Annotated in this window: 24 protein-coding genes; 7 read left to right on the top strand and 17 right to left on the bottom strand. The window is 70.4% G+C overall.

All coding sequences use genetic code 11. The features are described 5' to 3' along the window. Window positions 1–13: 13 nt before the first annotated feature. A complete protein-coding gene (locus tag ACTJKK_RS15040; RefSeq protein ID WP_247623224.1) occupies window positions 14–1,303 on the bottom strand; it encodes a sugar ABC transporter substrate-binding protein in 1,290 nt (429 codons plus the stop codon). Between the two features lie 180 nt (window positions 1,304–1,483). Between ACTJKK_RS15040 and ACTJKK_RS15035 the strand changes: the two genes are divergently transcribed. From ACTJKK_RS15035 to ACTJKK_RS15020, 4 genes are all read left to right on the top strand, one after another. Then, window positions 1,484–2,743 carry an LCP family protein gene (locus tag ACTJKK_RS15035; protein ID WP_440748565.1) on the top strand — a complete coding sequence of 420 codons (1,260 nt, stop codon included), beginning with the start codon at window positions 1,484–1,486 and terminating at the stop codon, window positions 2,741–2,743. A gap of 32 nt (window positions 2,744–2,775) precedes the next feature. After that, window positions 2,776–3,636, top strand: coding sequence for a spermidine synthase (locus ACTJKK_RS15030; RefSeq protein ID WP_440748564.1), 861 nt, complete (start codon window positions 2,776–2,778; stop codon window positions 3,634–3,636). 92 nt (window positions 3,637–3,728) lie between these two features. Then, complete coding sequence (locus ACTJKK_RS15025) at window positions 3,729–4,256, top strand: hypothetical protein (protein WP_247623227.1); 528 nt, start codon at window positions 3,729–3,731, stop codon at window positions 4,254–4,256. A gap of 54 nt (window positions 4,257–4,310) precedes the next feature. Further along, window positions 4,311–4,799 (top strand): SprT-like domain-containing protein, encoded by a 489-nt coding sequence (locus ACTJKK_RS15020; RefSeq protein ID WP_440748563.1) that lies wholly within the window; start codon window positions 4,311–4,313, stop codon window positions 4,797–4,799. Between the two features lie 11 nt (window positions 4,800–4,810). Here ACTJKK_RS15020 and ACTJKK_RS15015 read toward each other — a convergent pair whose 3' ends face one another. The 9 genes from ACTJKK_RS15015 to ACTJKK_RS14975 form a co-directional block, all read right to left on the bottom strand. Beyond that, the gene (locus ACTJKK_RS15015) at window positions 4,811–5,272 is read right to left on the bottom strand and encodes a DUF3054 domain-containing protein (protein ID WP_440748562.1); all 462 of its coding nucleotides are present in this window, start codon (window positions 5,270–5,272) and stop codon (window positions 4,811–4,813) included. A gap of 63 nt (window positions 5,273–5,335) precedes the next feature. Continuing rightward, a complete protein-coding gene (locus ACTJKK_RS15010; protein WP_440748561.1) occupies window positions 5,336–5,962 on the bottom strand; it encodes a 2-phosphosulfolactate phosphatase in 627 nt (208 codons plus the stop codon). A gap of 97 nt (window positions 5,963–6,059) precedes the next feature. Beyond that, window positions 6,060–7,538 (bottom strand): FtsX-like permease family protein, encoded by a 1,479-nt coding sequence (locus ACTJKK_RS15005; RefSeq protein ID WP_440748560.1) that lies wholly within the window; start codon window positions 7,536–7,538, stop codon window positions 6,060–6,062. Further along, a complete protein-coding gene (locus tag ACTJKK_RS15000; protein ID WP_247632791.1) occupies window positions 7,535–8,296 on the bottom strand; it encodes an ABC transporter ATP-binding protein in 762 nt (253 codons plus the stop codon). The genes ACTJKK_RS15005 and ACTJKK_RS15000 overlap by 4 nt, the downstream gene beginning before the upstream one ends. Before the next feature lie 128 nt (window positions 8,297–8,424). Further along, complete coding sequence (locus ACTJKK_RS14995) at window positions 8,425–9,060, bottom strand: response regulator (protein ID WP_247623233.1); 636 nt, start codon at window positions 9,058–9,060, stop codon at window positions 8,425–8,427. Beyond that, window positions 9,057–10,253, bottom strand: coding sequence for a sensor histidine kinase (locus ACTJKK_RS14990; protein ID WP_336640879.1), 1,197 nt, complete (start codon window positions 10,251–10,253; stop codon window positions 9,057–9,059). Before ACTJKK_RS14990 ends, ACTJKK_RS14995 begins: the two co-directional genes overlap by 4 nt. Window positions 10,254–10,322: 69 nt before the next feature. Beyond that, window positions 10,323–11,114 carry a class I SAM-dependent methyltransferase gene (locus tag ACTJKK_RS14985; RefSeq protein WP_440748559.1) on the bottom strand — a complete coding sequence of 264 codons (792 nt, stop codon included), beginning with the start codon at window positions 11,112–11,114 and terminating at the stop codon, window positions 10,323–10,325. A gap of 33 nt (window positions 11,115–11,147) precedes the next feature. After that, window positions 11,148–12,290 carry an AMP-binding protein gene (locus ACTJKK_RS14980; protein ID WP_440748558.1) on the bottom strand — a complete coding sequence of 381 codons (1,143 nt, stop codon included), beginning with the start codon at window positions 12,288–12,290 and terminating at the stop codon, window positions 11,148–11,150. Window positions 12,291–12,299: 9 nt separating this feature from the next. After that, window positions 12,300–13,247 (bottom strand): 1,4-dihydroxy-2-naphthoyl-CoA synthase, encoded by a 948-nt coding sequence (locus ACTJKK_RS14975; protein WP_247632795.1) that lies wholly within the window; start codon window positions 13,245–13,247, stop codon window positions 12,300–12,302. 116 nt (window positions 13,248–13,363) lie between these two features. Here ACTJKK_RS14975 and ACTJKK_RS14970 point away from each other — a divergent pair, with 116 nt between their 5' ends. After that, a complete protein-coding gene (locus ACTJKK_RS14970) occupies window positions 13,364–14,341 on the top strand; it encodes an o-succinylbenzoate synthase (protein ID WP_440748557.1) in 978 nt (325 codons plus the stop codon). Window positions 14,342–14,347: 6 nt separating this feature from the next. On the opposite strand, the gene ACTJKK_RS14965 is transcribed toward ACTJKK_RS14970, so the two are convergent. Continuing rightward, window positions 14,348–14,968 (bottom strand): TetR/AcrR family transcriptional regulator, encoded by a 621-nt coding sequence (locus tag ACTJKK_RS14965; RefSeq protein ID WP_247955681.1) that lies wholly within the window; start codon window positions 14,966–14,968, stop codon window positions 14,348–14,350. 140 nt (window positions 14,969–15,108) lie between these two features. Here ACTJKK_RS14965 and ACTJKK_RS14960 point away from each other — a divergent pair, with 140 nt between their 5' ends. Both ACTJKK_RS14960 and ACTJKK_RS14955 read left to right on the top strand, forming a co-directional pair. Then, entirely contained in the window at window positions 15,109–17,880 is a 2,772-nt protein-coding gene (locus ACTJKK_RS14960) for an efflux RND transporter permease subunit (RefSeq protein WP_440748556.1), read from the top strand. Further along, complete coding sequence (locus ACTJKK_RS14955) at window positions 17,877–19,829, top strand: YhgE/Pip family protein (protein ID WP_440748555.1); 1,953 nt, start codon at window positions 17,877–17,879, stop codon at window positions 19,827–19,829. Before ACTJKK_RS14960 ends, ACTJKK_RS14955 begins: the two co-directional genes overlap by 4 nt. 261 nt (window positions 19,830–20,090) lie before the next feature. On the opposite strand, the gene ccsB is transcribed toward ACTJKK_RS14955, so the two are convergent. From ccsB to ACTJKK_RS14925, 6 genes are all read right to left on the bottom strand, one after another. Continuing rightward, window positions 20,091–21,068, bottom strand: coding sequence for a c-type cytochrome biogenesis protein CcsB (gene ccsB, locus ACTJKK_RS14950; RefSeq protein WP_440748554.1), 978 nt, complete (start codon window positions 21,066–21,068; stop codon window positions 20,091–20,093). Between the two features lie 4 nt (window positions 21,069–21,072). Next, window positions 21,073–22,851: a cytochrome c biogenesis protein ResB gene (gene resB / locus ACTJKK_RS14945; protein ID WP_440748553.1), complete on the bottom strand. Its 1,779-nt coding sequence runs from the start codon at window positions 22,849–22,851 to the stop codon at window positions 21,073–21,075. 43 nt (window positions 22,852–22,894) lie between these two features. Further along, a complete protein-coding gene (locus tag ACTJKK_RS14940) occupies window positions 22,895–23,665 on the bottom strand; it encodes a cytochrome c biogenesis CcdA family protein (protein ID WP_404597553.1) in 771 nt (256 codons plus the stop codon). Next, window positions 23,662–24,312, bottom strand: a complete 651-nt coding sequence (locus tag ACTJKK_RS14935; protein WP_247623245.1) for a TlpA family protein disulfide reductase — start codon at window positions 24,310–24,312, stop codon at window positions 23,662–23,664. Before ACTJKK_RS14935 ends, ACTJKK_RS14940 begins: the two co-directional genes overlap by 4 nt. A gap of 64 nt (window positions 24,313–24,376) precedes the next feature. Further along, the gene (locus tag ACTJKK_RS14930) at window positions 24,377–24,781 is read right to left on the bottom strand and encodes a MerR family transcriptional regulator (protein WP_247623246.1); all 405 of its coding nucleotides are present in this window, start codon (window positions 24,779–24,781) and stop codon (window positions 24,377–24,379) included. Window positions 24,782–24,847: 66 nt separating this feature from the next. Next, window positions 24,848–25,333 carry a MarR family transcriptional regulator gene (locus ACTJKK_RS14925; protein WP_247623247.1) on the bottom strand — a complete coding sequence of 162 codons (486 nt, stop codon included), beginning with the start codon at window positions 25,331–25,333 and terminating at the stop codon, window positions 24,848–24,850. Window positions 25,334–25,591 lie beyond the last annotated feature (258 nt).

The raw sequence follows: 25,591 nt of genomic DNA, 5'->3' as shown, positions 1-25,591 counted from the left end.
AAGGGGTGCTTCCTTACTGGTTGAGCAGGTCCGTCATCTCAGCGGCGGCGTCCTTCGTCGCGGTCGCGACGTCCTTCTGCCCGCTGAGGATGGCCTGGATCATGGAGTTGGTCGTCTTCTTCGCCTGGACGGCGCCGAAGTTCGGGGTGACCGGGACGGATGCTCCGCCGTCGACCATCTGCTCGGCGAACGGTGCCACGAGCGGGTCGGTCGAGGCGAGGGCCTCCTCCATCGCGGACTGGACGCCCGGGAAGTAGCCGGTCTCGTTCGACCACTGCTCGGCGAACTCACCGGTGGTCATGAGCTTGACGAACTCCCACGCGAGGTCGGCGTTCTTGGTCGTGTTGAAGACCGAGAGGTGCGATCCGCCGAGCACGGACGGGGCGATGCCGCCGTCTTCGCCGGGGATGACCGCCGCGCCGATCTTGCCCTCGAGGTCGGGGTTCGCCTCGATGAGCGACTTCGGCGTCCACGAGCCCGAGAGCATCATGGCGACGTTGCCCTGCGTGAACGCGTCACGGAGGTCGGTCTCCTTCCAGGTGGTGGCACCTGCGGAGGAGAAGCCGTGCTCGGTCGCGAGACCGGTGTAGAACTCGATGCCGGCCTGCGACTCGGTGCTGTCGAGCTCGCTGGTCCAGGTGTCGCCGTCCTTCGTGGCGATCTCTCCGCCCGCACCCCAGACCCAGGGGTAGACCTGGAACTCGGCGTCACCCGGAACCGGGAACGGGAGCATGTCGGGCTTGGCGGCCTTGATCGCGTCGCCTGCGGCGATGATGTCGTCCCACGTCTTCGGAGCCTCGAGACCGAGCTCCTCGAACACGTCGGCGCGGTAGACGAGCGAACGCACGCCGGCGTACCACGGCATGCCGTAGAGCTCGTCGTCGTAGGTTCCCGCGACCTCGAGGCCCTCGACCAGGTCGTCGCGCAGGCCGTCCTCGGCGTCGACGTACTCGTCGAGCGGGAGGAGGGCGCCGGCGTCGGCGAACTCGGCGGTCCAGGTGGTGCCGGTCTCGGCGATGTCGGGGGTGGTGCCGCCGGCGATCGAGGTGACGAAGCGATCGTGCGCGTCAGCCCACTGGATCTCCTCGATGTTGACCGTCGCTCCGGTCTCCTCTTCGAAGGCCGCGGAGACCTTGTCGTAGAAGGCGGTGGAATCGGGGTTCGTGCCCTTCATGATCCAGACGGTGAGCTCCTGGCCCTCTCCGTCTGCTGCTCCGCCGTTGTCGCCGCCGCCGGCGCAGCCGGCCAGCGCGAGCGAAGCCACGGCGCCGAGCGCCACGACCGGAAGAATGCGCTTGTGCATCAGTGGATCTCCTCTTTGAAACGTCCTGGGGATGGACGAGTGGGTGCTCGCCCTGTCGAATAAGTATCTACGACTAACTAATTGCCTGCAAGTTTTTCACACGATCGTCACATGCTTGTGACAATCGTTTCCGTGGGGCCTTCACAGGCATCCTCCCGGGGCCCTGGCTATGCTCTCGAGATGCCTCGCGCCCGCCACAAGGACCGATCCACCGTCGCCCGCCACGCTCCCCTCCCCACCCCGGGACCGCTGAAGGGCTTCCTCAAGATCGCCGGGATCACCCTCGGCGTCGTGCTGGTCTCGGCCATCGCCGTCGGCGCCTTCGTCGTCGTCGACTACATCAATCGCTTCAATGCCGACGCGGTGGCGCTCGAGGACGCGCCGGAGGTCGAGCCCCCGTCGATCAGCGCCTTCCCGGGCGAGTTCAGCGTGCTGCTCATCGGCACCGACGAGTGCGGCGAGGTGTCAGGCGGGCTCCTCGGCGAGCGCTGTTCGGAAGCCGACGGCGGCATCCTCAACGACGTCAACCTCCTCGTGCACGTGTCGGCCGAACCCCGCAACGTCACCGTCGTCTCCCTGCCGCGCGACCTCATGATCGAGACGCCCGAGTGCACGCGCGAGGACGGATCGATCGCCTCGGCCACCAGCAAGACGCAGATCAACTCGATCTACCAGAACGCCGGGCTCTCCTGCGTCGCCAAGACCATCACCGACCTCAGCGGCATCGAGATCCCGTTCGCCGCGAAGATCGATTTCGACGGCGTCATGGCCATCACCGACGCGATCGGCGGCGTGGAGGTCTGCATCGGCGGAGACGGCATCCGCGACGAGAAGGCGGGCATCGACTATTGGGCGCCCGGACCCCGGACCGTCTCGGGTTACGAAGCGCTGCAGTTCATCCGCACGCGCTACGGGGTCGGCGACGGCAGCGACATGGCGCGCGTCTCGAACCAGCAGCAGTACATGTCGCGACTGGTGAAGAAGATCCTCAGCGACGAGGTGCTCAGCGACCCGAGCAAGGTGCTCGGGCTCGCGAACACCGCCGTCGACAACATCAAACCGAGCACCGAGCTCGGCAACCCGGTGCGCATCGCGCAGCTCGCCCTGTCGATCAAGGACGTGCCGTTCAGCGACTTCGTCTTCGCGCAGTACCCGGTCTTCGAGGACCCGGACGACAGCGACCGCGTCGTCCCGAACTACGAGGCCGCCGAGACCCTGTGGTCCGCGCTCGCCGCCGGTCAGCCGGTGCAGCTCACGGGCGACGCGACCAACAACGGCGGCGTCGAGGTCGTCGACCCGGGCACGGCGACCGACCCCGGGACCGCCCCGTCCACCGACGCACCGACGACCGAGACCCCGGCGCCCCGCGCCACGCTCGACCCGAGCATCTCGGGTCAGACCGCCGAACAGGAGACCTGCACCAACGGCCGCCAGCGCTGATCGGCGCGGCACGAGCGCGTAGGCTCGCAGGCATGGGACGGATGCGCGCACGCGACACCGAGCATCCGCAGGCGAAGCTCGATCACGGCGGCGTCGCCACCATCGCCCCCTCGGAGTTCACGAGCGGATTCGAACTCATCGTCGACGGCACCCCGCAGTCGCACGTCGATCTCGACGACCCGACGCACCTTCACTTCGAGTACATCGTGCGCATGGGCGCCGTGATCGATCAGCTGCCGGCGGGACCGCTCACCGCCGTGCACCTCGGCGCCGGCGCCCTGACCGTGCCGCGCTACATCGATGCGACCCGTCCGGGATCGCGGCAGCAGGTGGTCGAGTGGGAGGCGCCCCTCGCGGCGCTCGTGCGCGAGCATCTCCCGCTCCCGAAGGAGGCGTCGATCCGTATCCGCATCGGGGACGCGCGCGAGGGCGTGCAGAAGCTCCCCGCCGCCCTCACCGGCGCGTGCGATCTCGTCGTCTCCGACGTCTACTCCGGCGCGCAGACCCCGGCGCACCTCACCAGCGTCGAGTTCTACCGCGAGGTCTCGCAGCTGCTCTCCCCGGGAGGGGTACTGCTCATCAACGTCGCCGACGGCCCTGGCCTCGCCTTCGCCCGCCGTCAGGTCGCGACCGTCGCCGCGGTGCTCCCCGAGGTCGCGGTGCTCGCCGACACGCAGGTGCTCAAGGGACGCCGCTTCGGCAACCTCGTGGTCGCGGCATCCGCCTCTCCCCTGCCCACCGAGTGGCTCCCCCGCCTGCTCGCCGCGGGCCCGCATCCGGCGAAGATCGCGCAGGGCGCCGAGGTGAAGACGTTCGTGCAGGGCGCGCACATCGTCACCGATGCGGATGCCGTGGCCTCTCCGCGACCCGACGCCTCGCTCTTCCTGCGCTGATCCGCATCCGGGATGCGGGCACGCGGGCGTGCCGACCCGACGACCGGGTGAACGGCATGCAGACTGGACGGGGACGCTGCGGAAGGAGAGCAATGAGTTTCATCCGGGGATACGACCGGGAGAACCTCCGCGAGCTGGTCGATATCGACGAGTGCGCGGTACGGCTCGAAGAGATCGAGGATCAGCGCAGCCTTCCCGCTCTGCTGGAGCGCGTGTGGTTGCTGAAGGTGCTGGGACGCCTCGACGAGGCGCTCGCCCTCGCGGAGACGACCGTGCGACAGGCGCGCATGGCGGGCACGCGCAAGGATGTGCTGCGCGCCCGTGTGCTGCGTGCGACCGTGCAGCAGTTCCGTGGGGCGCACGCCGCCGCCGAGCAGGAGCTCGCCGCGTGCGCGGAGGAGGCCGAAGGGCAGGGGTGGATCACGATCGCCGCGTTCGCCCACCAGCACCGCGGCAAGAACGCCTTCGACGCCGGAGATTTCGACACCGCGCGCGACAGCTTCAAGCAGTCGCTGTTCCTGCGCCGTGAGGCCGGCGCGGCAGATCGCGAGCTCGAGGTCACGCTGCTGGCGATCGACGCGGCCGAGCGCCGTCGCCCGTCGCAGCTCGTCGCCGGCTGACCGTGCCGACCGGCCGTTCACCCCGGTGTCGGCGGTATGGCTTAGCCTGAGCGCATGGCGGATCTTGACCGTGTGCGCATCTGGGGTGAGGCGCTCATGACGATGTACCTCGACGACTCCTGGTCGTTCGGCTTCGACCATGCCAAGCGTCGCGCCGGGCAGTGCGACTACACGAAGAAGCGCATCACCGTGTCGCGCTACCTCGCGGCACGGTTCGACGACGACGAGATCCATCAGGTGCTGTTGCACGAGGTCGCCCATGCCCTCGCCGGGCACGCCGCCGCGCACGGTCCGGCCTGGAAGCGCGTGGCACGCGAGCTCGGCTATGTCGGCGGCACCACGCACCATGGCGAGACCGCCGTCGAGCTCGCGCCCTGGATCGGCCGCTGCCCCGCCGGGCACGAGACCTTCCGGCATCGCCGTCCGACCCGGGCCACCTCGTGCGCCCAGTGCTCGCGCACCTTCGATCAGCGCTACCTCTTCACCTGGACGCGGCGCGAGATCACCGCCGACGTGAAGCTCGCCGCGCAGTCGCCGCGCTAGGGCACCGGGCTCTAGAGCGTGCGCGGGCCGTCGCTCGTGTTCTCCGAGGAGGCCGTTTCTTCCGGGTCATCGTGCGAGACGCCCGCGCCCTGCTGACCGTCCGTCGCTGCCCGCGAGGCGCGCCCGCGTCGCAGAAGGTCCGTGACCGCGCGCCACCCCACCAGCAGCACGCCGAGGGTCAGCGTCGCGACGATGATGAACGCGAGCTGAGCGGTGTCGCCCGTCGCCACGCGCAGCAGCATGCCGCCGGCGACGGTCACGACCCAGACGGCCACGCCCCACAGCACCGACCACGGGCGGCGCGGGCGACCGGGCAGCAATGCGGCGAGCGCGTGACCGACGAGCAGCGCGACCAGGAACGGCCAGGCCGTGAGCAGGAATCCGGCGGGGCTCTCGTCGTGAGAGGCGCGGCCGATCACGGCGAAGATCAGAACCAGCACGGCGTCGACGATGACTGCGGGGAGGAACCTCATGCCCCGACCCTACGCTCGTGCCACACGCACACGGTGCTGCTCCCGGGCGTGCCGCCGGCTGTCTCAGGCGAAGGCCGTGAACGCCCGGTCGCGGAGCACGGGCACCGCCGAGACGGCGTCGAGACGGGATGCCGCGGCGACCGCGTCGACATCGGCGGTGTCGCGCGCCGAACCGCTCGCCGAGACCAGGTGCCCGAGCGCACGGCGCAGAGCACGGAAGCCCTCGGCCGCGACCGCCGCATCGGGCGCCGTGTGATCGATGCCGAGGTCGGTGAGTGCCGCGATGATGGCTCCGGCGGCGAGGTGGTCCTCGACCGCGAAGCGCACGTCGTTCGACCCGTCGCGCTCCCCCGCGGCGATGAGGGCGACCGACGTGCGCGCCTGACGCTCCTCCTGGATGGCCTTCACGGTGCGTGCGACGGCGGTGGCGTTGCGGATGCCTCCGACCAGCACCGTCGCTCCTCCGGCGGCGGCGGTCACCGCGAGCGCCGGGGCGACGGAGTCCGTCGACCACACCGCCGCCTCGGCCAGATCGATCGCGGCACCGTCGGCGACGGCATCCGTCAGTCTCGACGAGAAGTGCAGCACGTCGACGATCACGACCACGTCGGCCTCGGCGAGCCGTGCGAGGCCGGCGAGCCCCCAGTCGAGGCGGACCTGGTAGGTGGACTGATCGAACGGCGACGGCATCCGTCCAGCCTATTCCGCACCGTGAGGGGTCAAGACACGCCGCCCGCGGGACCGCGGCAGCGGCGTATCTTGACCCCTCAGCGGGTCCTGCCCGCCGTCAGTCGGCTGCCAGCGCCTCGACCGGCGCGACCCGCGTCGCGAGCCGGGTCGGCGTCGCGGCGGCCACGAGCGTCAGCACCGCCGTCGCGACGACGATGATGACCACCGGCAGCCACGGCACCTGCGGAGCAACGAGCCCGGCGGGCGTGAAGTCCGGCAGCACCGGCACCGAGCCGAGCAACGACTGCGCGGCGATCCACCCGTAGGCGACTCCGAGCACCAGGCCCGTGAGCGTCGCGGCCACCGTGATGTGCGTCGCCTCGAGCAGCACCATCCGGCGCACCTGCGCGTTCGACAGCCCGATCGACCGCAGCAGCCCGAGCTCACGGCGCCGCTGCACGACACCGATCGTGAGCAGGTTCACGAGGCCGACGGCGGCGATCACGGCCGAGACGGCGACGAGCACCATCATGATCGAGGCGAAGGCGTCGAACGGCGCGAAGAACTCCGGCGGCACCTCCTCGGAGGTCTGGTTCATCATCAACCGCTTCGCCGACTCCAGCGCGACCGCGAACATCGTCACAAGGGTGACGCCCATCACCACGCCGATCGCCATGCGCGACGATCGCTCGGGATACCGCAGCGCGTTCTCGGCGGCGAGGCGCGCGGTGGCGCTGGACCCGAACATCCGCCCGACCAGGCGCAGCACCGGCGGCATGAACAGAACCGAGCCGAGCGCGAGACCGGTGAACGAGAGCAGGCCCCCCACGAACGCGACGACGACCCCGAGCGGCGTCACGAGTCCGACCAGCACCCCGCCCGCGAGCAGGGCGGCCCCGGCGATGAGCAGCACCCAGGCGCCGACATGACGCCCGGCCCTGCCCGACACCTCGTCGTGGGCGCGCTCGACCGATCCGCCGATCGCCTGCAGGGGCGTCACCGTGAGCACGCGTCGCGACCCGACCCATGCCGCGACCCAGGTCGTGAGCGCGACGCCCACGGCGGGCAGCACGAGGAACGGCTGCGCGAGGGTGAAGTCCGCCGGCACGTTGGCGATCAGCATCCGCCCGATCTGCACCCCGAGGGCAGCGAGCGCAACACCGACGATCACGCCGGTGAGCGCGCCGATCACGCCGACCACGAGTCCCTGTCGCCCGACCTCCGCACGCTGCGAGCGCGCAGTCGCACCGACCAGGCGCATGAGCGCGATCTGACGGGTGCGCCCGGCGATGATCGTCGAGAACGTGTTGGCGGTGACGATCGCGGCGACGTACATCGCTACCCCGGTGAGCAGCACCGAGAGGATGGCGACGACGATCGCGAGCGTCTCGCTGTCGCCGATGAACGGGTCGGCCTGCAGCACCGCACCGATGAACGCCGTCACCTCGACGAGGATCACCCCGAACGCCGCCGACAGCGCCGCGACCAGGATGCTGGCGCCCATGCCTCGGTCGCGCAACCACGCGAGGCGCGGAGCCGTGGCGACCGTCTCGGGCACGACGGTGCCGACCACCGAGGGCGTGCCGACCGCGGTCATGCCGACACCTCGGCGGCGAGCATGTAGGCCGAGATCTCCTCGGCGGTCTGGCGCGGGTGGTCGGCGACGATGCGACCGTCACCGAGGTAGAGCACGCGGTCTGCGTGGCTGGCCGCGATGGCGTCGTGGGTGACCATCGCGATCGACTGACCGTGCTCCCGGCTGGCGGCCTGCAGCAGCTGGAGCACCTCGCGTCCGGTCTTCGAGTCGAGGTTTCCGGTGGGTTCGTCGGCGAAGACGAGGTCCGGCGCGGTGGCCAGGGCACGGGCGATGGCCACGCGCTGCTGCTGTCCGCCCGAGAGCTGGTGGGGACGGTGACGCAGGCGCGAGCCCAGGCCCAGGGTCTCGACGAGACCGTCGATGCGCGCACGCTCTAGCGCGCTCGGCCGGCGCCCGTCGAGCTCGAACGGCAGCAGGATGTTGCCGAGGGCATCGAGCGTGGGAACCAGGTTGAACGCCTGGAAGATGAACCCCACGCGCCGGCGGCGCAGGATGGTGAGGTCGAGGTCGCCGAGACCCGTGATCTCGGTGTCGCCGATGAACGCACGCCCCTCGGTCGGGGTGTCGAGGCCGGCCATGATGTGCATGAGCGTCGACTTGCCCGAGCCCGACGGGCCCATGATCGCGGTGAACTGACCGCGGCGGATGCCGACGCTGACGTCATCGAGCGCCCGCACGACTCCCTCGCCGGAGCCGTAGGTCTTCTTCAGGTGCTGGACGCGGGCGGCGAGGCCCAGGTCGGTGGTCGTGATCTCCATGTCTCCGACGCTACGGAGCAGGTGCCGTCGCGGTCGTCGCCCGGCGGATGCATCCGCCTCCGCCTGGAGGATGATCCCGACGATGCCGCAGGGAGGATGCCGGGGGCCGTGCTCGGGCGGGGCGGATCTCAGGCGAGGCCGTGCTCGAACGCGAACACGACGAGCTGCACGCGGTCGCGCAGGCTGAGCTTGGAGAGGATGCGGCTGATGTGCGTCTTGACGGTCGCCTCGCTGAGGAACTCGCGCGTCGCGATCTCACCGTTCGACAGACCGCGTGCGGCGAGCGCGAAGATCTCCCGCTCACGGTCGGTGAGGTCGGCGAACTGGGGAGGAACCGGGGTCGGCGCATCCGCGAAGTGCGCGAACAGCTCACGGGTGGCGGATGCTGCGATCACACTCGACCCCGCGTGCACGGTGCGCACGGCGGCGAGCAGGAACTCGGGGTCGGCGTCCTTCAACAGGAATCCGCTCGCCCCCTGACGAATGGCCCGGGCCGCGGCCTCGTCGAGGTCGAAGGTCGTCAGCATCACGATGCGCGGCGCGTCGGGGCGCTGGAGGATCTCGGCGGTCGCGGTGAGGCCGTCCATGACCGGCATCCGGATGTCCATGAGCACGACGTCGGGTCGGGTCTGCTGCACGACGTCGAGCGCCTCGCGCCCGTCGCCGGCCTCGCCCACGACCTCGAGGTCGGGCTGGGAGGCGATCAGCATCCGCACACCGGCGCGGAAGAGGGACTGGTCGTCGACGAGGACGACTCTGATCATGACGTGACTCCGATCGGCAGCATGCCGTAGACGTGGAACTGCGCTCCCCGGCGCTCGGCATGCAGACTACCGCCGACCAGCTGAGCGCGCTCGCGCATGCCGATCAGGCCGTGCCCGCTCTGCCCCAGCTGCACGGGAGCAGGCCCCGGCGCGACGGTGTTCGCCACCCGGATCTCGACCCGGTCGGGCAGCCACGCCAGGTGCACGTCGACCGCTCCGTCGCCGTGGCGGATCGCGTTCGTGAGGGCCTCCTGCAGGATGCGGTAGACCGCGAGCTGGATGGCCGCGGGCGGCTCACCCGGGGGCACGGGGTCGACCGTGATCCGCGGTTCGATGCCGGCGTGCCGCACCTGCGCGAAGAGCGTCTCGAGGTCGGCGAGCGTGGGCTGCGGTCCGTCGCCCTGGCGGTGACGCAGCTGGGTGAGCAGCATCCGCACGTCCGACAGCGCACCGCGGGCGGTCTGCGCGATCGTGCCCAGCGCCTCGGTCGCCATCTCGGGCTTCGCTGCGGCGGCGTAGCGGGCTCCATCGGCCTGCGCGATCACGACGGCGAGCGAGTGCGCGACCACGTCGTGCATGTCGCGGGCGATGCGCACGCGCTCCTGCTCCTCGGCGGCCACGGTCTCGGCCTGCGCGCGCGCCACCTGCGTGGCACGACCGGCGAGGATGACCCGCCAGAGCAGTCCCGCCCCCCACGCCATCACCATCGCCAGCACGAACAGCGAGCCGAGCAGCACGGAGGTGAGCGCCGCACGCATCACACTCGCAGCGTCGGTGATCAGTTCGCCCGACCACGCCAGCCCGAAGTACGCGCCGCCGACGATTCCGCCGCCGAGCGCCGAGGCGCCGCCGAGCCACAGCAGTCGTCGGCTTCCCCAGGCCGCCGTCGCGAACAGCACGACCAGCACGCCGAAGTCGAAGGGTACGGGTGGCAGCCCCGCAGCCATCTGGAGGAGCGCACCGAACCACGCGACGCACAGGGCCAGAGCCGGGGCCAGGCGGGCGATCGCGGCGGCGCCCCAGACGATCGCTCCGACGACGAGGTAGGCCGTGACCGACCACCCGCCGTCGACGATCCAGACGCTGAGGCCGCCCGAGCCCGGCACGAGGGGGATGCCGACCGTGAGACCGAAACCGATGACCGCGCCGACGATGTCGAGGGCGAGCCAGGTGCGGGAGACGGGACGGAACACGCTCTCACGCTACGCGAGCGGAGGGCGCCCCGCGTCCGTCTGGGGATGTATCCCGAGTGCGAACGGCCGTCAGGCCCGGGCGATGATCTCGCCGTGCGGAACGAGGTACCAGCCGTCTCCGGCATCCGCCCATCGCTTCCAGGCGTCGCTGATCGCCTGCAGCTCGGAGGGGCCCGCGAGGCCGCTGTCGACGAGCTGGCGCGCGAGCGCCGATTCGAGGATGCGGTCGGCCCACATGCCGCCCCACCACGCGCGCTCCTCGGGGGTCGCGTAGCACCAGGTGGATGCCGTCGCCGTGACGTCGTCGAAGCCGGCGGCGCGCGCCCACGAGAGCAGGCGTCGCCCGGCGTCGGGCTCTCCGCCGTTCGCCCGGGCGGCCGCGCGGTACAGTCGCAGCCACTCGTCGAGCTCGGGCAGCAGCGGGAACCAGATGAATCCGGCGTAGTCGGCGTCGCGCGCCGCGACGATGCCGCCGGGCACCGTGACCCGTCGCATCTCTCGCAGGGCCTGCACCGGATCGCCGACGTGCTGCAGCACCTGGTGCGTGTGCACGACGTCGAAGCTGTCGTCGGCGAACGAGAGCGCGTGCACGTCTTCGATCGAGAAGTCGACGTTCGTGAGGCCGTGGTCCGCGACGAGGTTCCGGGAGAGCGCGAGGGCGTTCGCGTCGATCTCCGTCGCCGTCACGTGCGCGACGACGGTCGCGAACTCGGCCGTGATGCTGCCCGGACCCGCGCCGACGTCGAGGAGGCGGGCGGCCGGATCGAGGTGCGGGCGGAGATACTCCGCGGAGTTCGCGATCGTGCGGGAACTGTGCGAACGGAGAACGGTCTCGTGATGTCCGTGCGTGTACGTGGCCATGCCCCAGTCTGGCACGGGCCGCGATGGCGCCCGTCAGCGCAGCTCGGCGGCGATGCGGCGGATCGCCTCGCGGTCGGGCTTTCCGGAGGCGAGCGTCGCGATCTCGTCGACGAGAATCAGGCGCGCCGGACGCGCGTGCTTGCCGAGCGCCTCGGCGACGGCGTCGCGCGCGTGCACGAGCTGGTCGGATTCGCTGCGGCGCAGCACCTCGCCGCGGGCGGCGACGATGACGGATGCCTCGCCCCACCGCTCGTCGTCGATGCCGACCACGACGGCCTGATGGAGACCCGGAACCTGCCGCACGATCCGCTCGACGCGATCGAGGGAGATGTTGATGCCGCCCGACACGATGACGTTGTCGGCGCGACCGTGCACCCGCACGATCCCGTTCTCGACCAGACCGAGGTCGCCCGTGCGATACCAGCGGATGCCGTGCTCGTCGCGCACGAACACCCGCGAGGTCAGCTCGTCGTCGCCGAGGTAGCCGTCGGCGAGCATGGGCCCCGCGATGCGCAGCTCTCCGTCGACGGTGCGCACCGAGACGGTGTCGAGGGGAACCCCGTCGTAGACGCATCCGCCGCTGGTCTCGGTGGAGCCGTAGGTGCGCACGAGGCGCACGCCCAGATCGGATGCCCTCTCCCGCAGCGGCTCGGGCAGGGACTGCCCGCCGACGAGGATCGAGCGGTATGCCTGCAGCGCGGCGCGCACGGCGACGTCGTCGGCCGCGTCGAGCAGCGTCGCCACCTGCGCCGGTACGAGCGAGGTGTACAGCGCCTCGTCACCGTGACGCAGCATCGACAGCGTGGCGTGCGCGAACGCCTCGGGCGAGAACCTGCCCGACAGTGCCACCGGTTCGGTGCCCGCGAGGATCGAACGCACGAGCACCTGGAGACCCGCGACGTACCCCGTCGGGAGGGCGAGCAGCCAGCGGCCCGATCCGATGCGGTCGGCGGTCGCCTCGACGCTCGTGCGCAGCGCCTCGGCGCTCAGCGCCACGCGCTTGGGGATGCCGCTCGACCCGGAGGTCGCGATCACGACGGCCGTGCCCACCGGAACCCGATCGGGCACGTCGGCGAGCATCCCGAAGCCGAGCGCCGGACCCCCGTCGAGCGCCCGCCGCAGCGCGACACTCAGCGGCTGCGGATCATCGGCTTCGATCGGGATCAGCACGGTCATGACGGTGCCTCAGTAGTGCCAGGGGAATGACGACCAGTCGGGGTCGCGCTTCTCGAGGAACGAATCTCGCCCCTCGACGGCCTCGTCGGTGCCGTAGGCGAGACGCGTCGCCTCACCCGCGAAGACCTGCTGCCCGACGAGTCCGTCGTCGACGGCGTTGAACGCGAACTTGAGCATGCGGATGGCGGTCGGCGACTTGGTCAGCACGGTGCGGGCCATCGCGAGCGCCTCGCGCTCGAGCTCGGCGTGCGGCACCACGCGATTGACCGCGCCCATCTCATAGGCGCGCTGCGCGGAGTACTCCTCGGCGAGGAAGAACACCTCGCGAGCGATCTTCTGCCCGGTCTGGCGGGCCATGTACGCGGAACCGTATCCGGCGTCGAAGCTGCCGACGTCGGCATCCGTCTGCTTGAAGCGTCCGTGCTCGGCGCTGGCGATCGTGAGGTCGCAGACCACGTGGAGCGAGTGCCCGCCTCCCGCCGCCCATCCGGGCACGACCGCGATGACGACCTTCGGCATGAAGCGGATCAGACGCTGCACCTCGAGGATGTGCAGGCGGCCCAACGAGGCGGGGGACGGAGAAGCCGGGGTCCCTGAGCCTCCCCCCTCGATCCCTGAGCCTGTCGAAGGGTCGGAGTACTTGTACCCGTCGCGCCCCCGGATGCGCTGGTCGCCGCCCGAGCAGAACGCCCATCCGCCGTCCTTCGCGCTGGGGCCGTTGCCCGTGAGCAGCACCGCGCCGATGCGCGGGTCCTGACGGGCGATGTCGAGCGCACGGTAGAGCTCGTCGACCGTGTGGGGGCGGAAGGCGTTGCGCACCTCCGGCCGGTGGAAGGCGATGCGCGCGATGCCTCCGTCGTTCGAGACGTGGGCCGTGATGTCGGTGTAGTCCTCGGCGCCGGGCGCGAGCTGCCACTCGGCGGGGTCGAACAGGTCGGAGACGAATGCGCTGGTCACCTCTCCACCCTATTCCCGCGCGCGGCTGCGCCCCCGTCGCACTTTCCGTCGGAAAGATCCGGCCGGACCGACGGAAAGTGCGACGGGAACGGCGGCGGGAGATGAGAATGAGACCCATGACGCCCGAACTCAGCGAGATCCTCTCCACCGCACGCGTGGTCGCCCTGCCGATGCACACGCGATTCCGCGGCGTCGACACCCGGGAGGCTCTCCTCTTCGAAGGCCCCGAGGGATGGGCCGAGTTCTCGCCCTTCATCGAGTACGCGGATGCCGAGGCCGCCACCTGGCTCGCCGCGGCGATCGACTTCGCCTGGCGCCCGCAGCCCGCACCCCTGCGCGACGGCATCCGCGTCAACGCCACGATCCCCGCGGTCGAGGCCGCGCGCGTGCCCGACGTGCTCGCGCGGTTCTCCGGATGCCGGACCGCCAAGGTCAAGGTCGCCGAACCCGGGCAGACGCTCGCCGACGACATCGCCCGCGTGCGCGCCGTGCGCGAGGCGATGGGACCGGAGGGCCGCATCCGCGTCGATGCGAACGGCCTCTGGAACGTCGACGAGGCCGAGCACGCCGTGCACGCGCTGAACGAGTTCGACCTCGAGTACGTCGAGCAGCCGTGCGCGACGGTCGAGGAACTCGCCGAGCTGCGCACCCGCGTGAAGTACCTGGGCATCCCGGTCGCCGCCGACGAGAGCATCCGCAAGTCGTCCGACCCGTTGGCCGTGGCGCGCGCCGGGGCCGCCGACCTCATCGTCGTGAAGGCGCAGCCGCTCGGCGGAGTGACCCACGCCCTCCAGCTCATCGCCGCGACCGGGCTTCCGGCGGTCGTGTCGAGCGCCCTCGACACCGCCGTCGGACTCTCGCACGGCGCCGCCCTCGCCGCCGCCCTCCCCCACCTCGACTACGACTGCGGCCTCGGCACGGCATCGCTCTTCCTCGACGACGTCGCCGACCGTCGCCCCCGCGACGGGGTGATCCCCGCCGACCGCGTCATCCCCGACGGTGCGGCGCTCGACCGCCTCGCCGCCGACGACGACCGCCGCGACTGGTGGCTCGCGCGCCTCGAGCGCAGCTACCGCGTGCTCGACGAGGGCTGAGACCCGTCAGACCAGGAGCAGATCGACCAGTCGGCCGAGTTCCTCGCTGCCCGCGCGGCGCAGCTGGGCGTCGTCGTGCCCGGCCATCGCGCCTCGCACGGTCATGCCCTCCCAGACGATCATGAGGATGCGGCCGGCGACCTCGGCCGGCACGCGCAACCGCAGCTCCCCGGCGTCGACGATGTCGGTGACGATCTGCGCGATGCTGCCGACCATCTCGCGTTCCTGCGCCAGATACGCCGCTCCGAACTGGGCGTCGCGGAGCGCGCGGATGCGGATCTCGCTCATGAGCATCACGCCCATGCGGTCGTCGCTGCCGGAGTCCATCACCTTCTGCAGCAGGTCTGTCGGATCGCAGCCGGGCACCAGGCCGCCCTCGGCGGTGATCTCGGTCACGCGCTCGCGCACCGCGTTCACACGGGTCTCGGCGACACGTCCGGCGAGCATCAGGAAGAGCTCGTCCTTCGATTCGAAGTTCGAGTAGAACGCCCCGCGCGTGAAGCCGGCGCGCTCGCAGACCGCCTCCACCGAGGCGCCGTCGAGGCCGACCTCCGCGAAGAGCTGCTCGGCCGCCTCGAGCAGGCGGGCGCGCGTGTTCTCACGACTCCGGGTTGCCGGTATCGACATCGAAACCTCCTGATGTTCGCGATCGTGACGATTCTCACACCCCGCACACAGATTTCCGAATGCGGGCGACCTTACGATACATCTATGTATTGGATACACCTGTGTATCCGCCTCATCCCCCATCCTCCGGAGGAACCCGCGTGTCCACTCTCCTGTCCTCACTCGGTCGCTGGTCGTTCCGGCACCCCTGGCGCGTGCTCGGCTCATGGCTGCTCGTGCTCGGCCTCGCGGGCACCGGGGCACTCGTGCTCGGCTCCGGCACGGACAACACGTTCTCGATCCCCGGCACCGAATCGCAGGCCGGCCTCGAGCAGCTCTCGCGCTCGTTCCCGCAGGTGAGCGGCACGAACGCGCAGTTCGTCGTCGTCGCCGCCGACGGCGATCAGGTCACCGACGACGACTACCGCGCGCACATCGAGGACGCCGTCGACGAACTCGGCGGCATCGACGACGTGCTCGCCGTCACATCGCCCTACGACGAGATGGTCGACGGCATGATCAACGACGACGACACCGCCGCGATCGTGCGCCTGCAGTTCGACGGTCAGTCGACCGACGTCTCGGAGGCGACCAAGGACGAGCTGAGCGCCGCGGTCGACGATCTCCGCGCGGCGTTGCCGGACGGCTCGCAGACCGCACTCGGCGGCGACCTCTTCGCGACCGAGATCCCGGGCATCACGCCGACCGAAGCGGTCGGCCTCATCATCGCGCTCCTCGTACTCATCGTCACGTTCCGCTCGTTCGTGGTCGCCGGCCTCCCCCTGCTCACCGCCATCCTCGGCGTCGGGATCTCGATGGCGGGTATCTTCGCCGCCACCGCCTTCGCCACCGTCTCGTCGACCACCCCGCTCCTCGCCCTCATGCTGGGCCTGGCCGTCGGCATCGACTACGCGCTGTTCATCATGGCCCGGCATCAGGATCAGGTGCGCGCCGGCGTCGACCCCGAGGAATCGGCATCCCGGGCCGTCGGAACCGCCGGCTCGGCCGTCGTCTTCGCCGGGATCACCGTGCTCATCGCCCTGATCGGGCTCGGCTTCGCCGGCATCCCGTTCCTGACGACGATGGGCATCGCCGCCTCCGTCGCCGTCGCGATCGCCGTGGCCATCGCGGTCACCCTCACTCCCGCCGTACTCGGCTTCATGAAGGGCCGCATCGTCGGCCGCCCCCGACGGGAGCGCGCCACGACGAAGAAGGACGGATCCGCGCGCGCCCCCCGCCGGGCGTTCAGCGAGCGCTGGGTCGGCGGCGTGACGAGGCATCCGGTGCTCGTGTCGATCGCCGTCGTGCTCGGCCTCGGCGTCATCGCGGTGCCCGCCCTCAGCCTCGACCTCGCCCTCCCCAACGCCGGCGTGCTGCCGAAGGACTCCGAGGCCCGGCAGAGCTACGACATCGTGGGCGAGGAGTTCGGTCCCGGCTTCAACGGCCCCCTCATCCTCACCGGCACGATCGTCACCTCCACCGATCCGGTCGGGCTGATGGACGACCTCGGCGACGCGGTCGCGAAGATCGACGGGGTGAAAGACGTCGCGCTCTCGACCCCGAACGAGACGGCCGACACCGGCATCGTGCAGATCATCCCCGAGACCGCACCCGACGACCCCGCCACCGCCGACCTCGTGCGCGAACTTCGCTCGCACCACGACGAGTGGCTCGACGAGTTCGGCATCGACCTCAAGGTCACCGGGTTCACGGCGGTCGGGATCGACATCTCCGACCAGCTCGGAGGCGCTCTGCTGCCCTTCGGGATCTTCGTGATCGGGCTGTCGCTCGTGCTCCTCACCATCGTGTTCCGCTCGCTGTGGGTGCCCGTGACGGCGGCCCTCGGCTACCTGCTCTCGATCGTCGCCGCCTTCGGCGTGGTCGGCGCGGTGTTCGAGTGGGGCTGGTTCGCCGATCTGCTGCACGTCGCGAAAGTCGGCCCGATCATCAGCTTCATGCCGATCGTGCTCATGGGCGTGCTCTTCGGCCTCGCAATGGACTACCAGGTCTTCCTCGTCTCGCGCATGCGCGAGGACTTCGTGCACGATCGCGCCTCGCGCTCCGCCTCGCGCGCCGAACGCCGGGCCGCCGCTCAGCGCGCCGTCCGCAGCGGCTTCACGGGATCGGCGAAGGTCGTCACCGCCGCCGGACTCATCATGTTCGCGGTGTTCGTCGCGTTCGTGCCGGAGGGCGACTCGTCTCTCAAGCCGATCGCGCTGGGCCTCGCCGCCGGCATCGCGATCGACGCATTCCTCGTGCGCATGACGCTCATCCCCGCCCTCATGGCGATCCTCGGCGAACACGCCTGGCAGATCCCCGCCTGGCTCGAGCGCATCCTCCCCCGCGTCGACATCGAGGGTGAAGCCGTCGAGCGCGAACGCCATCTGGCCGAGTGGCCGGGCGACGGCTCGGTCGTCGCGGCCGACGAGCTCACGGTCAGCACCGACGCACCGGTCGTGGAAGCCCTGTCGTTCCGGGTCGCTCCGGGCGAAGCGCTGATCGCGACCGGTGGCGACGCCCGTGAGCGGCGAACCCTCGCTCTGGCCGTCGCCGGTCGCGTGACCGCCGACGAGGGGCGACTCCGCGTCGTCGGGCACCTGCTCCCCGGCCGGTCCGCCTGGGTGCGGGCGCACGTCGGCTGCGTGATCGTCGACGATGCGGATGCCGCACTCGACGACCTCGCCGAGGCCCTGCGCGGGCGCTCGGAGGTCGTGGTCGTCGACGGCATCGACCGACTGTCCGGAGGCCGCCGCGACCAGGTGACGGCGATGCTGCGGGATGCCGCGGCCACACGTTCCCTGGCTGTCTTCGCCACGGCGTCCGATGCGGAGACCGCCCGCACGATCCTCGCGGAGGCCGGCTGGCCCGACGCGAACCTTCTCGACACCCGCGCCCCGCGACGGGCGACCGCAACCACCGAGGTGACCGCATGACCCTCCCCATCGAGCGCGCACGCTCCCGCAAGCCCATCACGTGGCTGACGATCCTCGGCATCCTGCTGCTGCCGGCGGCGATCGGCGGCATCCTCGTCACCGCTCTCCAGAATCCGACCGAGCGCCTGGACTCGATGACCGCCGCGATCGTGAACCTCGACGAGCCGGTCGAGATCGACGGACAGGTCACGCCCCTCGGGCGTCAGCTCGCGTCCGGACTCGTGGAGGGGTCGGACGACCTCGACTCGAACCTCACCTGGGTGATCTCCAACGAGGACGACGCCGCCGAAGGTCTCGCGAACGGCGACTACCAGGCGGTCATCACCATCCCCGAGGACTTCTCGTCGGCGGCCACCTCGGCCGGGCGCACGATCTCCGAGGGCGAGGGCACGCCCGAGAAGGCGACGATCGAGGTCACCACGCCCGACGACGGCCTCGTCGCCGACGACCTCATCACGGGGCAGATCGCGAACGTCGCGGCGTCCACGCTCGGCACCACGCTGTCGGAGGCCACGACCGAGAACATCCTGGTCGGCTTCACGACGATCGGCGATCAGATCGGCGAGGCCGCCTCCGGTGCACTCGACCTCGCGAACGGCGCACGGGATGCCGCGACCGGCGCGGCCGCGATCCCCGACGGCGCCACCCAGCTCGCGACCGGCGCGGGCGACCTCGGTACCGGCGCCACGTCGCTGGCGACCGGTCTCGACACGATCGCCACGAACACGCGGCAGCTCGCCGGCGCCGCGGGCGAGCTCGGGGCGGGGCTGACCGGTGGGGCGGCCGCGCTGAACGATCCGAACGGAGACTTCGCCAAGCTCGTCGGAGCCGCGCAGGGCGGGGCCCCCTTCCTCGACACGGCTGCCTCGGAGTCGGCCAAGACGGCCACAGAACTCGGCAAGCTCGCCGCCACCTGCGCGACGTCGGTCACCGACCCGGACTTCTGCACGAAGCTCGGCGAGGTGGCGACGTCCGCCGCAACCTCCGCGACCGCCGCCGGTACGGCATCGGCCTACCTCTCCCCGGTGGCCACGGGCCTCCCGGCCGCGGCATCCACCCTGGCGACCAACATGAACGAGGCAGGCACCGGCGCCAGCCAGATCTCGGCCGGGCTCAACCAGCTCGCGACCGAGGGAGTCGACCAGTCGGCAGCGGGAGCCCGCGCGCTGGCGACCGGCGCGGGCCAGCTCTCGAGCGGCGCGACCGAACTCGCGACCGGCGCCACCGAACTCGCGACGGGCCTCGACACCCTCGCGACCGGCGCGGGCGACCTCGCCGGCGGTCTGCGCACGGCATCCGATTCGCTCCCCTCGTTCAGCGACTCCGAGTCGACGTCGATCGCCTCGGTGATCGCCGACCCGGTCGAGTCGACCTCGTCGATGGACACGATCTTCGGCCCCACCGCCATCCCGCTGCTCGCCGCGGTGGTGCTGTGGTTCGGTGGCCTGGCTTCGTTCATCGTGATGCGCGCGCACACCGCCCGCACCCTGACGTCGCGCCGCTCATCGCCGACGCTCACACTGCGCGCCTTCTGGCCCGCCGCGCTGATCGGCGCCGGGCAGGGACTGCTGGTGTCGATCATCGTGCAGTTCGTCGCCTCGTACGATGCGGCCGCCTGGTGGACCTTCGCGGGCACCGCTGTGCTCGCGGGTGTCGTCTTCGCCGCGGTGAACCAGGCGCTCGTCGCGATCTTCGGCGGAGTCGGACGCTGGGTCAGCGCCCTGATCGGCGTGCTGGCCGTCGCGACCGGGTTGATCTCGACCGTGCCGGACTGGCTCGCGGGCCTCGGCGCTGCGCTTCCGACCTCACCCGCATTCGCGGGACTGATCGCCGGGAGCGGTTCCGCCGTCGCCGGCCTCGTCGTGTGGGGTGTGCTCGCCCTCATCGCGACCACCCTCGCGGTGGCCCTGCGGCGCACGACCTCGGCCACGGCGGTGCTCGCGACCTGAGCCGCGGCATCCGCCCTGTTCGTTCGTTCCCCCACTCCGACCCGCACGACTTCGGAGCCGCACACCATCTGCCCCGCACAACTTCGGAGTTCCGACACCGACACGCCGCGCGTCACTCGATGACCGCGGCGTGTCGCGATGGATCTCCGAAGTCGTGTCGAGACGGGGACGACGGACCGACCAGAACGGATGCCGAACCCACACGCACGACGCCCCGCCTCCGGAAGGAGACGGGGCGTCGTCGATCGGGGGGCGGATGCCTCAGCTGATGCCGGAGTAGGCGTGCAGACCCTTGAAGAACACGTTCACGATCGTGAAGTTGAACAGCACGGCCGTGAAGCCGACGATCGCGAGCCAGGCCGAGGGGTTTCCCCGCCAGCCGCGGGTCGCGCGGGCGTGGATGTAGCCGGCGTAGAGCACCCAGATCACGAAGGTCCAAGTCTCCTTCACATCGAAGCCCCAGAAGCGGCTCCACGCGTAGTAGGCCCAGATCGATCCGGCGATGAGGGTGAAGGTCCAGAGGATGAACCCGATGATCGTGAAGCGGTACGCCATGCTCTCGAGGCGCTCGGCCGAGGGGAACGTGCGCAGGAACCCGGGGCCGGTCTTGGCCGCACCCTCCGAGACGAGGCGCTCGCGCCGCGACTGCATGAGCTGGATGACCGAGAGCGCGAAGGCGAGGGCGAAGAATGCCGTGCCCAGCGAGGCGACGAAGACGTGGATCACGAGCCACACGCTCTTGAGCGGGTCCATGAGCGGCGTGACCTCGACGTAGAAGTTCGTCGACGACAGGCCCAGCAGCACCACCACGAGGCCGGTGATGAACGTGCCGAGGAAGCGCAGGTCGACCTTGACCAGCACGATCAGGTAGACGGCGATGATGAGCAGCGTGCCGATCATCGCGAACTCGTAGAGGTTCGCCCACGGCACGCGACCGGCCGCGAAACCACGGGTGAGGGTCGCACCGAGGTGGAAGATGCACGCGAGAACGGTGAGCGAGGTGCCGATGCGCGCCATGACGAAGCGCTGGGGCTTCGGCTCGATGGGCTTTCCGGTGGCGGTGAGCGTCGCTCCCCCGCGCGCGCCGGCGCCGACCAGCTCGGCCTCGCGCACGGTCTGCGCGTCGGCGGAGATCTGCGAGCGGCGCGCGAGGTCGAACGCGAACGCGATGAAAGCCGCGGCGTAGATCGCGATCGCGGTCCAGAGCAGGACCGGCGAGATCACTTCGAGGTCGAACATGGTGTCAGTCTACTTTCGGGGAGTCGGATGCCGTCGGGTCGGCATCCGCGAGATCTTCGGTGAGGTCGTCGCCGGCGGGTTCGCGGGCGACCGTGCCCCCGGCCGCATCGAGCAGGCGGCCGTGGCCGGCGACGATGTCGTCGAGCGCCACCGCGATCGTCGGGTCCTCGCCGCGGGCGAGGCCCGCGTACTCGAGCGAGACGGAGTCACCCTCGACCGTGGCCTTGACCCACATGCGGCGGCGGGGCACGAACAGCGCGAGCATGAGTCCGCCGAGCGCGAGCACCGCGAAGCCGAGCACCCAGACGCCGGACTCGTCGCGGTGGATCTGCAGCGAGGCGAAGCGCTTGACCGACTGCGTGGCGTCGGTCGCGCCCTCGGGCGACTCGTCCTCGAAGGTGACCGTTCCCATGCCGTTCGGCAGGTCGGCGGTCTCGCCCGGAGCGAGCTCGATCGAGTCCTTGTCGACCGCGCGACCGGTGAGCTGGGTGAGGTCGGTGGTGTCGAGCACGTAGACCGATCGCGGGGTTCCGTCGTTGATGCCGAGGTCGCCCGAGTACACGTCGAGCGTGAGGGTCGGGTTGGTGAGCGCGGGGTAGGCCGAGAAGAACGCGCCCGTGTCGAGCACGGCGGTCGTCGGGTAGAAGAAGCCCAGCAGGCCGAGCTGCTCGGGGAGTCCGTCGGTGACCTTGATCACGCCGAGCGAGGTCATGTTGGTGTCCTGCGGCAGGAACGGCACGCTGTTCGTGAACACCACGTCGCCGTCGGCGTTGCGCACCGTGATCGTGGGGGCGTAGCCGTTGCCGAGCAGGAAGATGTCGTCGTCGGCGACGGGCAGCGGCTCGTTGACCTTGATGGAGCCGGTGCGCTCCTCCCCGTTCTCCTTGACCGTGACGTTCGCCGAGAAGTCGCCGGCCTGGCCGGAACCCGCCTCGCCGAACGGGGTGTACGAGACGTCGAAGGTGTCGAGGCGCATCGAGTAGGGCGCGAGGGCGTCGTCGGCGACGAACCGTCCGCGGTTCATCGAGTCGTAGTCGACGAGCGTGTTCGCGAACGTCTCGCCCTCGACCAGCACCCGCTGACCGGTATACGCGAAGCCGCCGCCGATGGCGACCGTGACCAGCACGCCGACGAGCGCGAGGTGGAAGAGCAGGTTCCCGGTCTCGCGCCAGTACCCGCGCTCGGCCGACACCGAGAAGGTGCGCCCGCGGTCGTAGCGCTCGACCCGATAGCCGAGCGCCTTGAGCTGCTTGGTCGCGACGGCGATCGACGCGGATGCCTCGGCCTCGGCATCCGTCTTCTCGCCGTTCCCCGCGGTCGCGGAGAGGTCGCGGGTGACGGCCCGGAAGTCGTCGAGCCGCTGCAGCCGCGCGGGCGTGCGGGGCGGGCGGGCCTGGAGCGCCTTCCAGTGGTGCCGGATGCGCGGGATCACGCAGCCGACGAGCGAGGTGAACAGCAGCAGGTAGATCGCCGAGAACCACGGCGACAGATAGACGTCGAAGAGCTTGAGGCCGTCGAGGATCGGGAAGAGATCGGGGTTGTCGCGCTGCCACTGCGTGACACCGTTCGGGTCGGCCATGCGCTGCGGGAAGATCGATCCGGGGATCGCGGCGACCGCGAGCACGAGCAGCAGGATCAGCGCGGTGCGCATCGAGGTCAGCTGGCGCCAGCCCCAGCGCAGCCACCCGACGAAACCGAGGCGCGGCTGCGTGATCGAGTCGTCGCCGTCGACGTGGTCGGACGGCCGCAGCGGATCGCTGGACCTGGGCGTCTTGCTGCTCACGGCACTCTCGTTCTTCCGGGTTTTCTTCTCGGTCGTCTCGCGATCAGAGCGGGAGGATGACACTGCTCATCACCGCCGTCAGTCGGGACATGATGTCGGTCCACAGCCCCGTCACCATCAGCACGCCGAGGGCGATCAGCAGCACGCCGCCGATGATGTTGACGACCCGGATGTGGCGGCGCAGGAATCCGATGGCCGTGGTCGCCCAGCCGAAGCCGAGGGCGACGAGCAGGAACGGGATGCCGAGGCCGAGGGAGTAGGCGAGGCCGAGGGCGCCCGCGCGCACCGGGTCGCCGGCGTTGAAGGAGAGGGCGAAGATCGCCGTCAGGGTGGGGCCAAGGCAGGGCGCCCAGCCGATCCCGAGGGCGATGCCGAGCAGCGGCGCCCCGATCACGCCGTACTTGCCGTCGACGTGGAAGCGCAGCTCGCGCTGCGCGAAGCCGAACAGCCCGAGGAAGACGAGCCCCATGAGGATGATCACGACGCCGAGGATGCGCGTGATGAGCTCGCCCCACTGGATCAGGAAGACACTCGCGACACCACCGAGAGAGGTGATCGCGACGAAGACGGCACTGAAGCCGGCGATGAAGAGGAGCACGCCGATGACGAGGCGACCGCGACCGGGGGCCGAGGCATCCGTCGACGCGGTCGCGCCGTTCACCGGGCGGGGAGCCACGGATCCGCCGAGGAAGCCGAGGTACCCCGGCACGAGCGGCAGCACGCAGGGCGACAGGAACGAGATCAGCCCGGCGAGCAGAGCGACCGGGATCGCCAGCCAGAGCGCTCCCGAACCGATGATGTCCTGGGGATTCACGCGCTCTCCGCGAGCGCGTCCTTGACGAGCGTGGACAGGATCGAGGTCCCGTCGATGGGTCCGATGATGCGGGCGGCGACGCGGCCCTGCTTGTCGAGCACGAGCGTGGTCGGAGTGGCCTGGATGGGCGTCTCGGCCGCGAAGGCGAGCTTGGCCTGCGCGGTGTCGACGTCGATCAGGCTCGGGTAGGTGATCTCGAACTCGGTCGAGAAGGCCTTGGCCGTATCGGCCTGATCGCGAGTGTTGATGCCGACGAACGACACACCCTGGTCTTCGTACTCCTGCCACACCGACTCGAGATCGCCGGCCTCGACGCGGCACGGAGCGCAGCCGGCGTACCAGAAGTTCACGACCGTGACCTGGCCCGCGATGTCGGCGCTGTCGAAGGCCTCGCCGTCTTCGGTGACGCCCGAGAAATCGATCGGCTCGCCGCGCTCGGCGACGGGGATCTCCTGGATCGCGCCATCGGCGGCGACGTAGCCGGTGTTCTCGCCGCTCAGGAACGACTCGCTCACGGCATCCGGAGCACAGGCGGTCAGGCCGACGGCAAGCACCGCGGCGAGCGCGGCTCCGACCGCACGCCGGGAACGGCGAGTGCGGGAGGGGCGGCCGCTGCGGATCGGGTGAATCCTCGAGGCGAGTGGCACGGTTACGAGTTTACGCCGAGGTTCCTATGGTTAGGCCGGACGCGGGCGCCGCCACCGGAGCCCCTCAGAACCGCGACAGCACGTCGTCGACGCCGGCCCGGAAACGCGGACAGGTGGCGATGTCGTGCGAGCGGCAGCGCAGCGCGTGCTCGGTCATCTCGCGCGAGCGACGCATCTCCTCCATGCGGCGGTCGATGTCGTCGATGTGCGACTGCAGCACCTGATGGCGCCCCCAACTGCTGTCGTCGAGCAGCACCGCGATCTGATCGAGCGTCATGCCCGCGGCCTTGCTGCGCTGGATCACGGCGATACGCACGACGTCGTCCTCGCCGTACCGACGGCGGCCGGCGTCGTCGCGAGCGGGGGTCAACAGGCCGACCGACTCCCAGTGGCGCAGCACGTTGGTGGGCAGATCGACGCGGGCGGCGACATCGCCGACGGACCACGGATGCTCGGCATGTGACTTCATCCCAACATGAAGTCACAAACGGAGCGTGGACGCAAGGTCCGCCGCTCGACCGCCGAAGCGACGCCGTCAGTCCCGGCACTCCCTCGTGATGAGGTCGGCGACCTTCTCGAGGAAGTCGCTCACCACCGCCGACTGCTCGGCGCTCAGGTCCGTCGCGATCCGGTGGACGGCGACCGCCGTGGCGTCGAGCCCCTCGGAGGGATCGATCCGCCGCAGGGGAACGAGAAGCTTCGAGCGACTGTCCGCGGGGTTCCGCTGCGTGGTGATGACCCGCGCGGTCTCGAGCTTCTCGAGCGCCTTCGAGATCGCGGCGGTCGTCACCTGCAACTCGGACGCGAGGTCACCGGGAGTGATCGCCTCGTTGCGATGGTCGGCCTCGGCGATGAGCCGGGTGATCTCGCGAAGCAGCGGACTCGGTCCACACGACGCCTGACGTCGACGCGCCAGCTGGTCCTCTGCCACGCGCACGCGCTCCACGGCGCGGGCGACGTCGAGCGCGTACGACTGATCGATCGCGTTCCAGATGGTGGCGGGAGCCTCCGCGGTGCTCACCTCAGTCCTCCTGATTGATCAGGGACAACCACTTCCCGAAGCGCTCCCCCTCGGCGCCCGCGCCATCCTCGTTCGCAGCGATCTCTTCCCGTTCGATCATGTCCCGCTCCCTCCGTGTGGTGCGACCATCCGGACAATGCTCGCAAATCTAGATTACTAGCCGAACTAGTGATGTCAACCTCGCGCCCCGTCGCTTGACTTCATCCCGACATGAAGTCACAGACTGATCGCGAACACAAGATCCACCGGTCGGAAGGA

The sequence above is a fragment of the Microbacterium sp. 22179 genome, assembly GCF_052045715.1.
In the GTDB taxonomy this organism is placed as follows: domain Bacteria; phylum Actinomycetota; class Actinomycetes; order Actinomycetales; family Microbacteriaceae; genus Microbacterium; species Microbacterium galbinum.
This window is presented reverse-complemented; position numbering and strand designations above follow the sequence as displayed.

Coding starts and splice junctions, on each gene's coding strand:
- ACTJKK_RS14930 (WP_247623246.1), bottom strand. CDS start 24,781: ATGAAGTCACATGCCGAGCATCCGTGGTCCGTCGGCGATGTCGCCGCC.
- ccsB (WP_440748554.1), bottom strand. CDS start 21,068: ATGTTCGACCTCGAAGTGATCTCGCCGGTCCTGCTCTGGACCGCGATC.
- ACTJKK_RS14985 (WP_440748559.1), bottom strand. CDS start 11,114: ATGGCCACGTACACGCACGGACATCACGAGACCGTTCTCCGTTCGCAC.
- ACTJKK_RS15030 (WP_440748564.1), top strand. CDS start 2,776: ATGGGACGGATGCGCGCACGCGACACCGAGCATCCGCAGGCGAAGCTC.
- ACTJKK_RS15010 (WP_440748561.1), bottom strand. CDS start 5,962: ATGCCGTCGCCGTTCGATCAGTCCACCTACCAGGTCCGCCTCGACTGG.
- ACTJKK_RS14995 (WP_247623233.1), bottom strand. CDS start 9,060: ATGATCAGAGTCGTCCTCGTCGACGACCAGTCCCTCTTCCGCGCCGGT.
- ACTJKK_RS15000 (WP_247632791.1), bottom strand. CDS start 8,296: ATGGAGATCACGACCACCGACCTGGGCCTCGCCGCCCGCGTCCAGCAC.
- ACTJKK_RS14955 (WP_440748555.1), top strand. CDS start 17,877: ATGACCCTCCCCATCGAGCGCGCACGCTCCCGCAAGCCCATCACGTGG.
- ACTJKK_RS15040 (WP_247623224.1), bottom strand. CDS start 1,303: ATGCACAAGCGCATTCTTCCGGTCGTGGCGCTCGGCGCCGTGGCTTCG.
- ACTJKK_RS15025 (WP_247623227.1), top strand. CDS start 3,729: ATGAGTTTCATCCGGGGATACGACCGGGAGAACCTCCGCGAGCTGGTC.
- ACTJKK_RS15035 (WP_440748565.1), top strand. CDS start 1,484: ATGCCTCGCGCCCGCCACAAGGACCGATCCACCGTCGCCCGCCACGCT.
- ACTJKK_RS14965 (WP_247955681.1), bottom strand. CDS start 14,968: ATGTCGATACCGGCAACCCGGAGTCGTGAGAACACGCGCGCCCGCCTG.
- ACTJKK_RS14970 (WP_440748557.1), top strand. CDS start 13,364: ATGACGCCCGAACTCAGCGAGATCCTCTCCACCGCACGCGTGGTCGCC.
- ACTJKK_RS14980 (WP_440748558.1), bottom strand. CDS start 12,290: ATGACCGTGCTGATCCCGATCGAAGCCGATGATCCGCAGCCGCTGAGT.
- ACTJKK_RS15005 (WP_440748560.1), bottom strand. CDS start 7,538: ATGACCGCGGTCGGCACGCCCTCGGTGGTCGGCACCGTCGTGCCCGAG.
- ACTJKK_RS15020 (WP_440748563.1), top strand. CDS start 4,311: ATGGCGGATCTTGACCGTGTGCGCATCTGGGGTGAGGCGCTCATGACG.
- ACTJKK_RS15015 (WP_440748562.1), bottom strand. CDS start 5,272: ATGAGGTTCCTCCCCGCAGTCATCGTCGACGCCGTGCTGGTTCTGATC.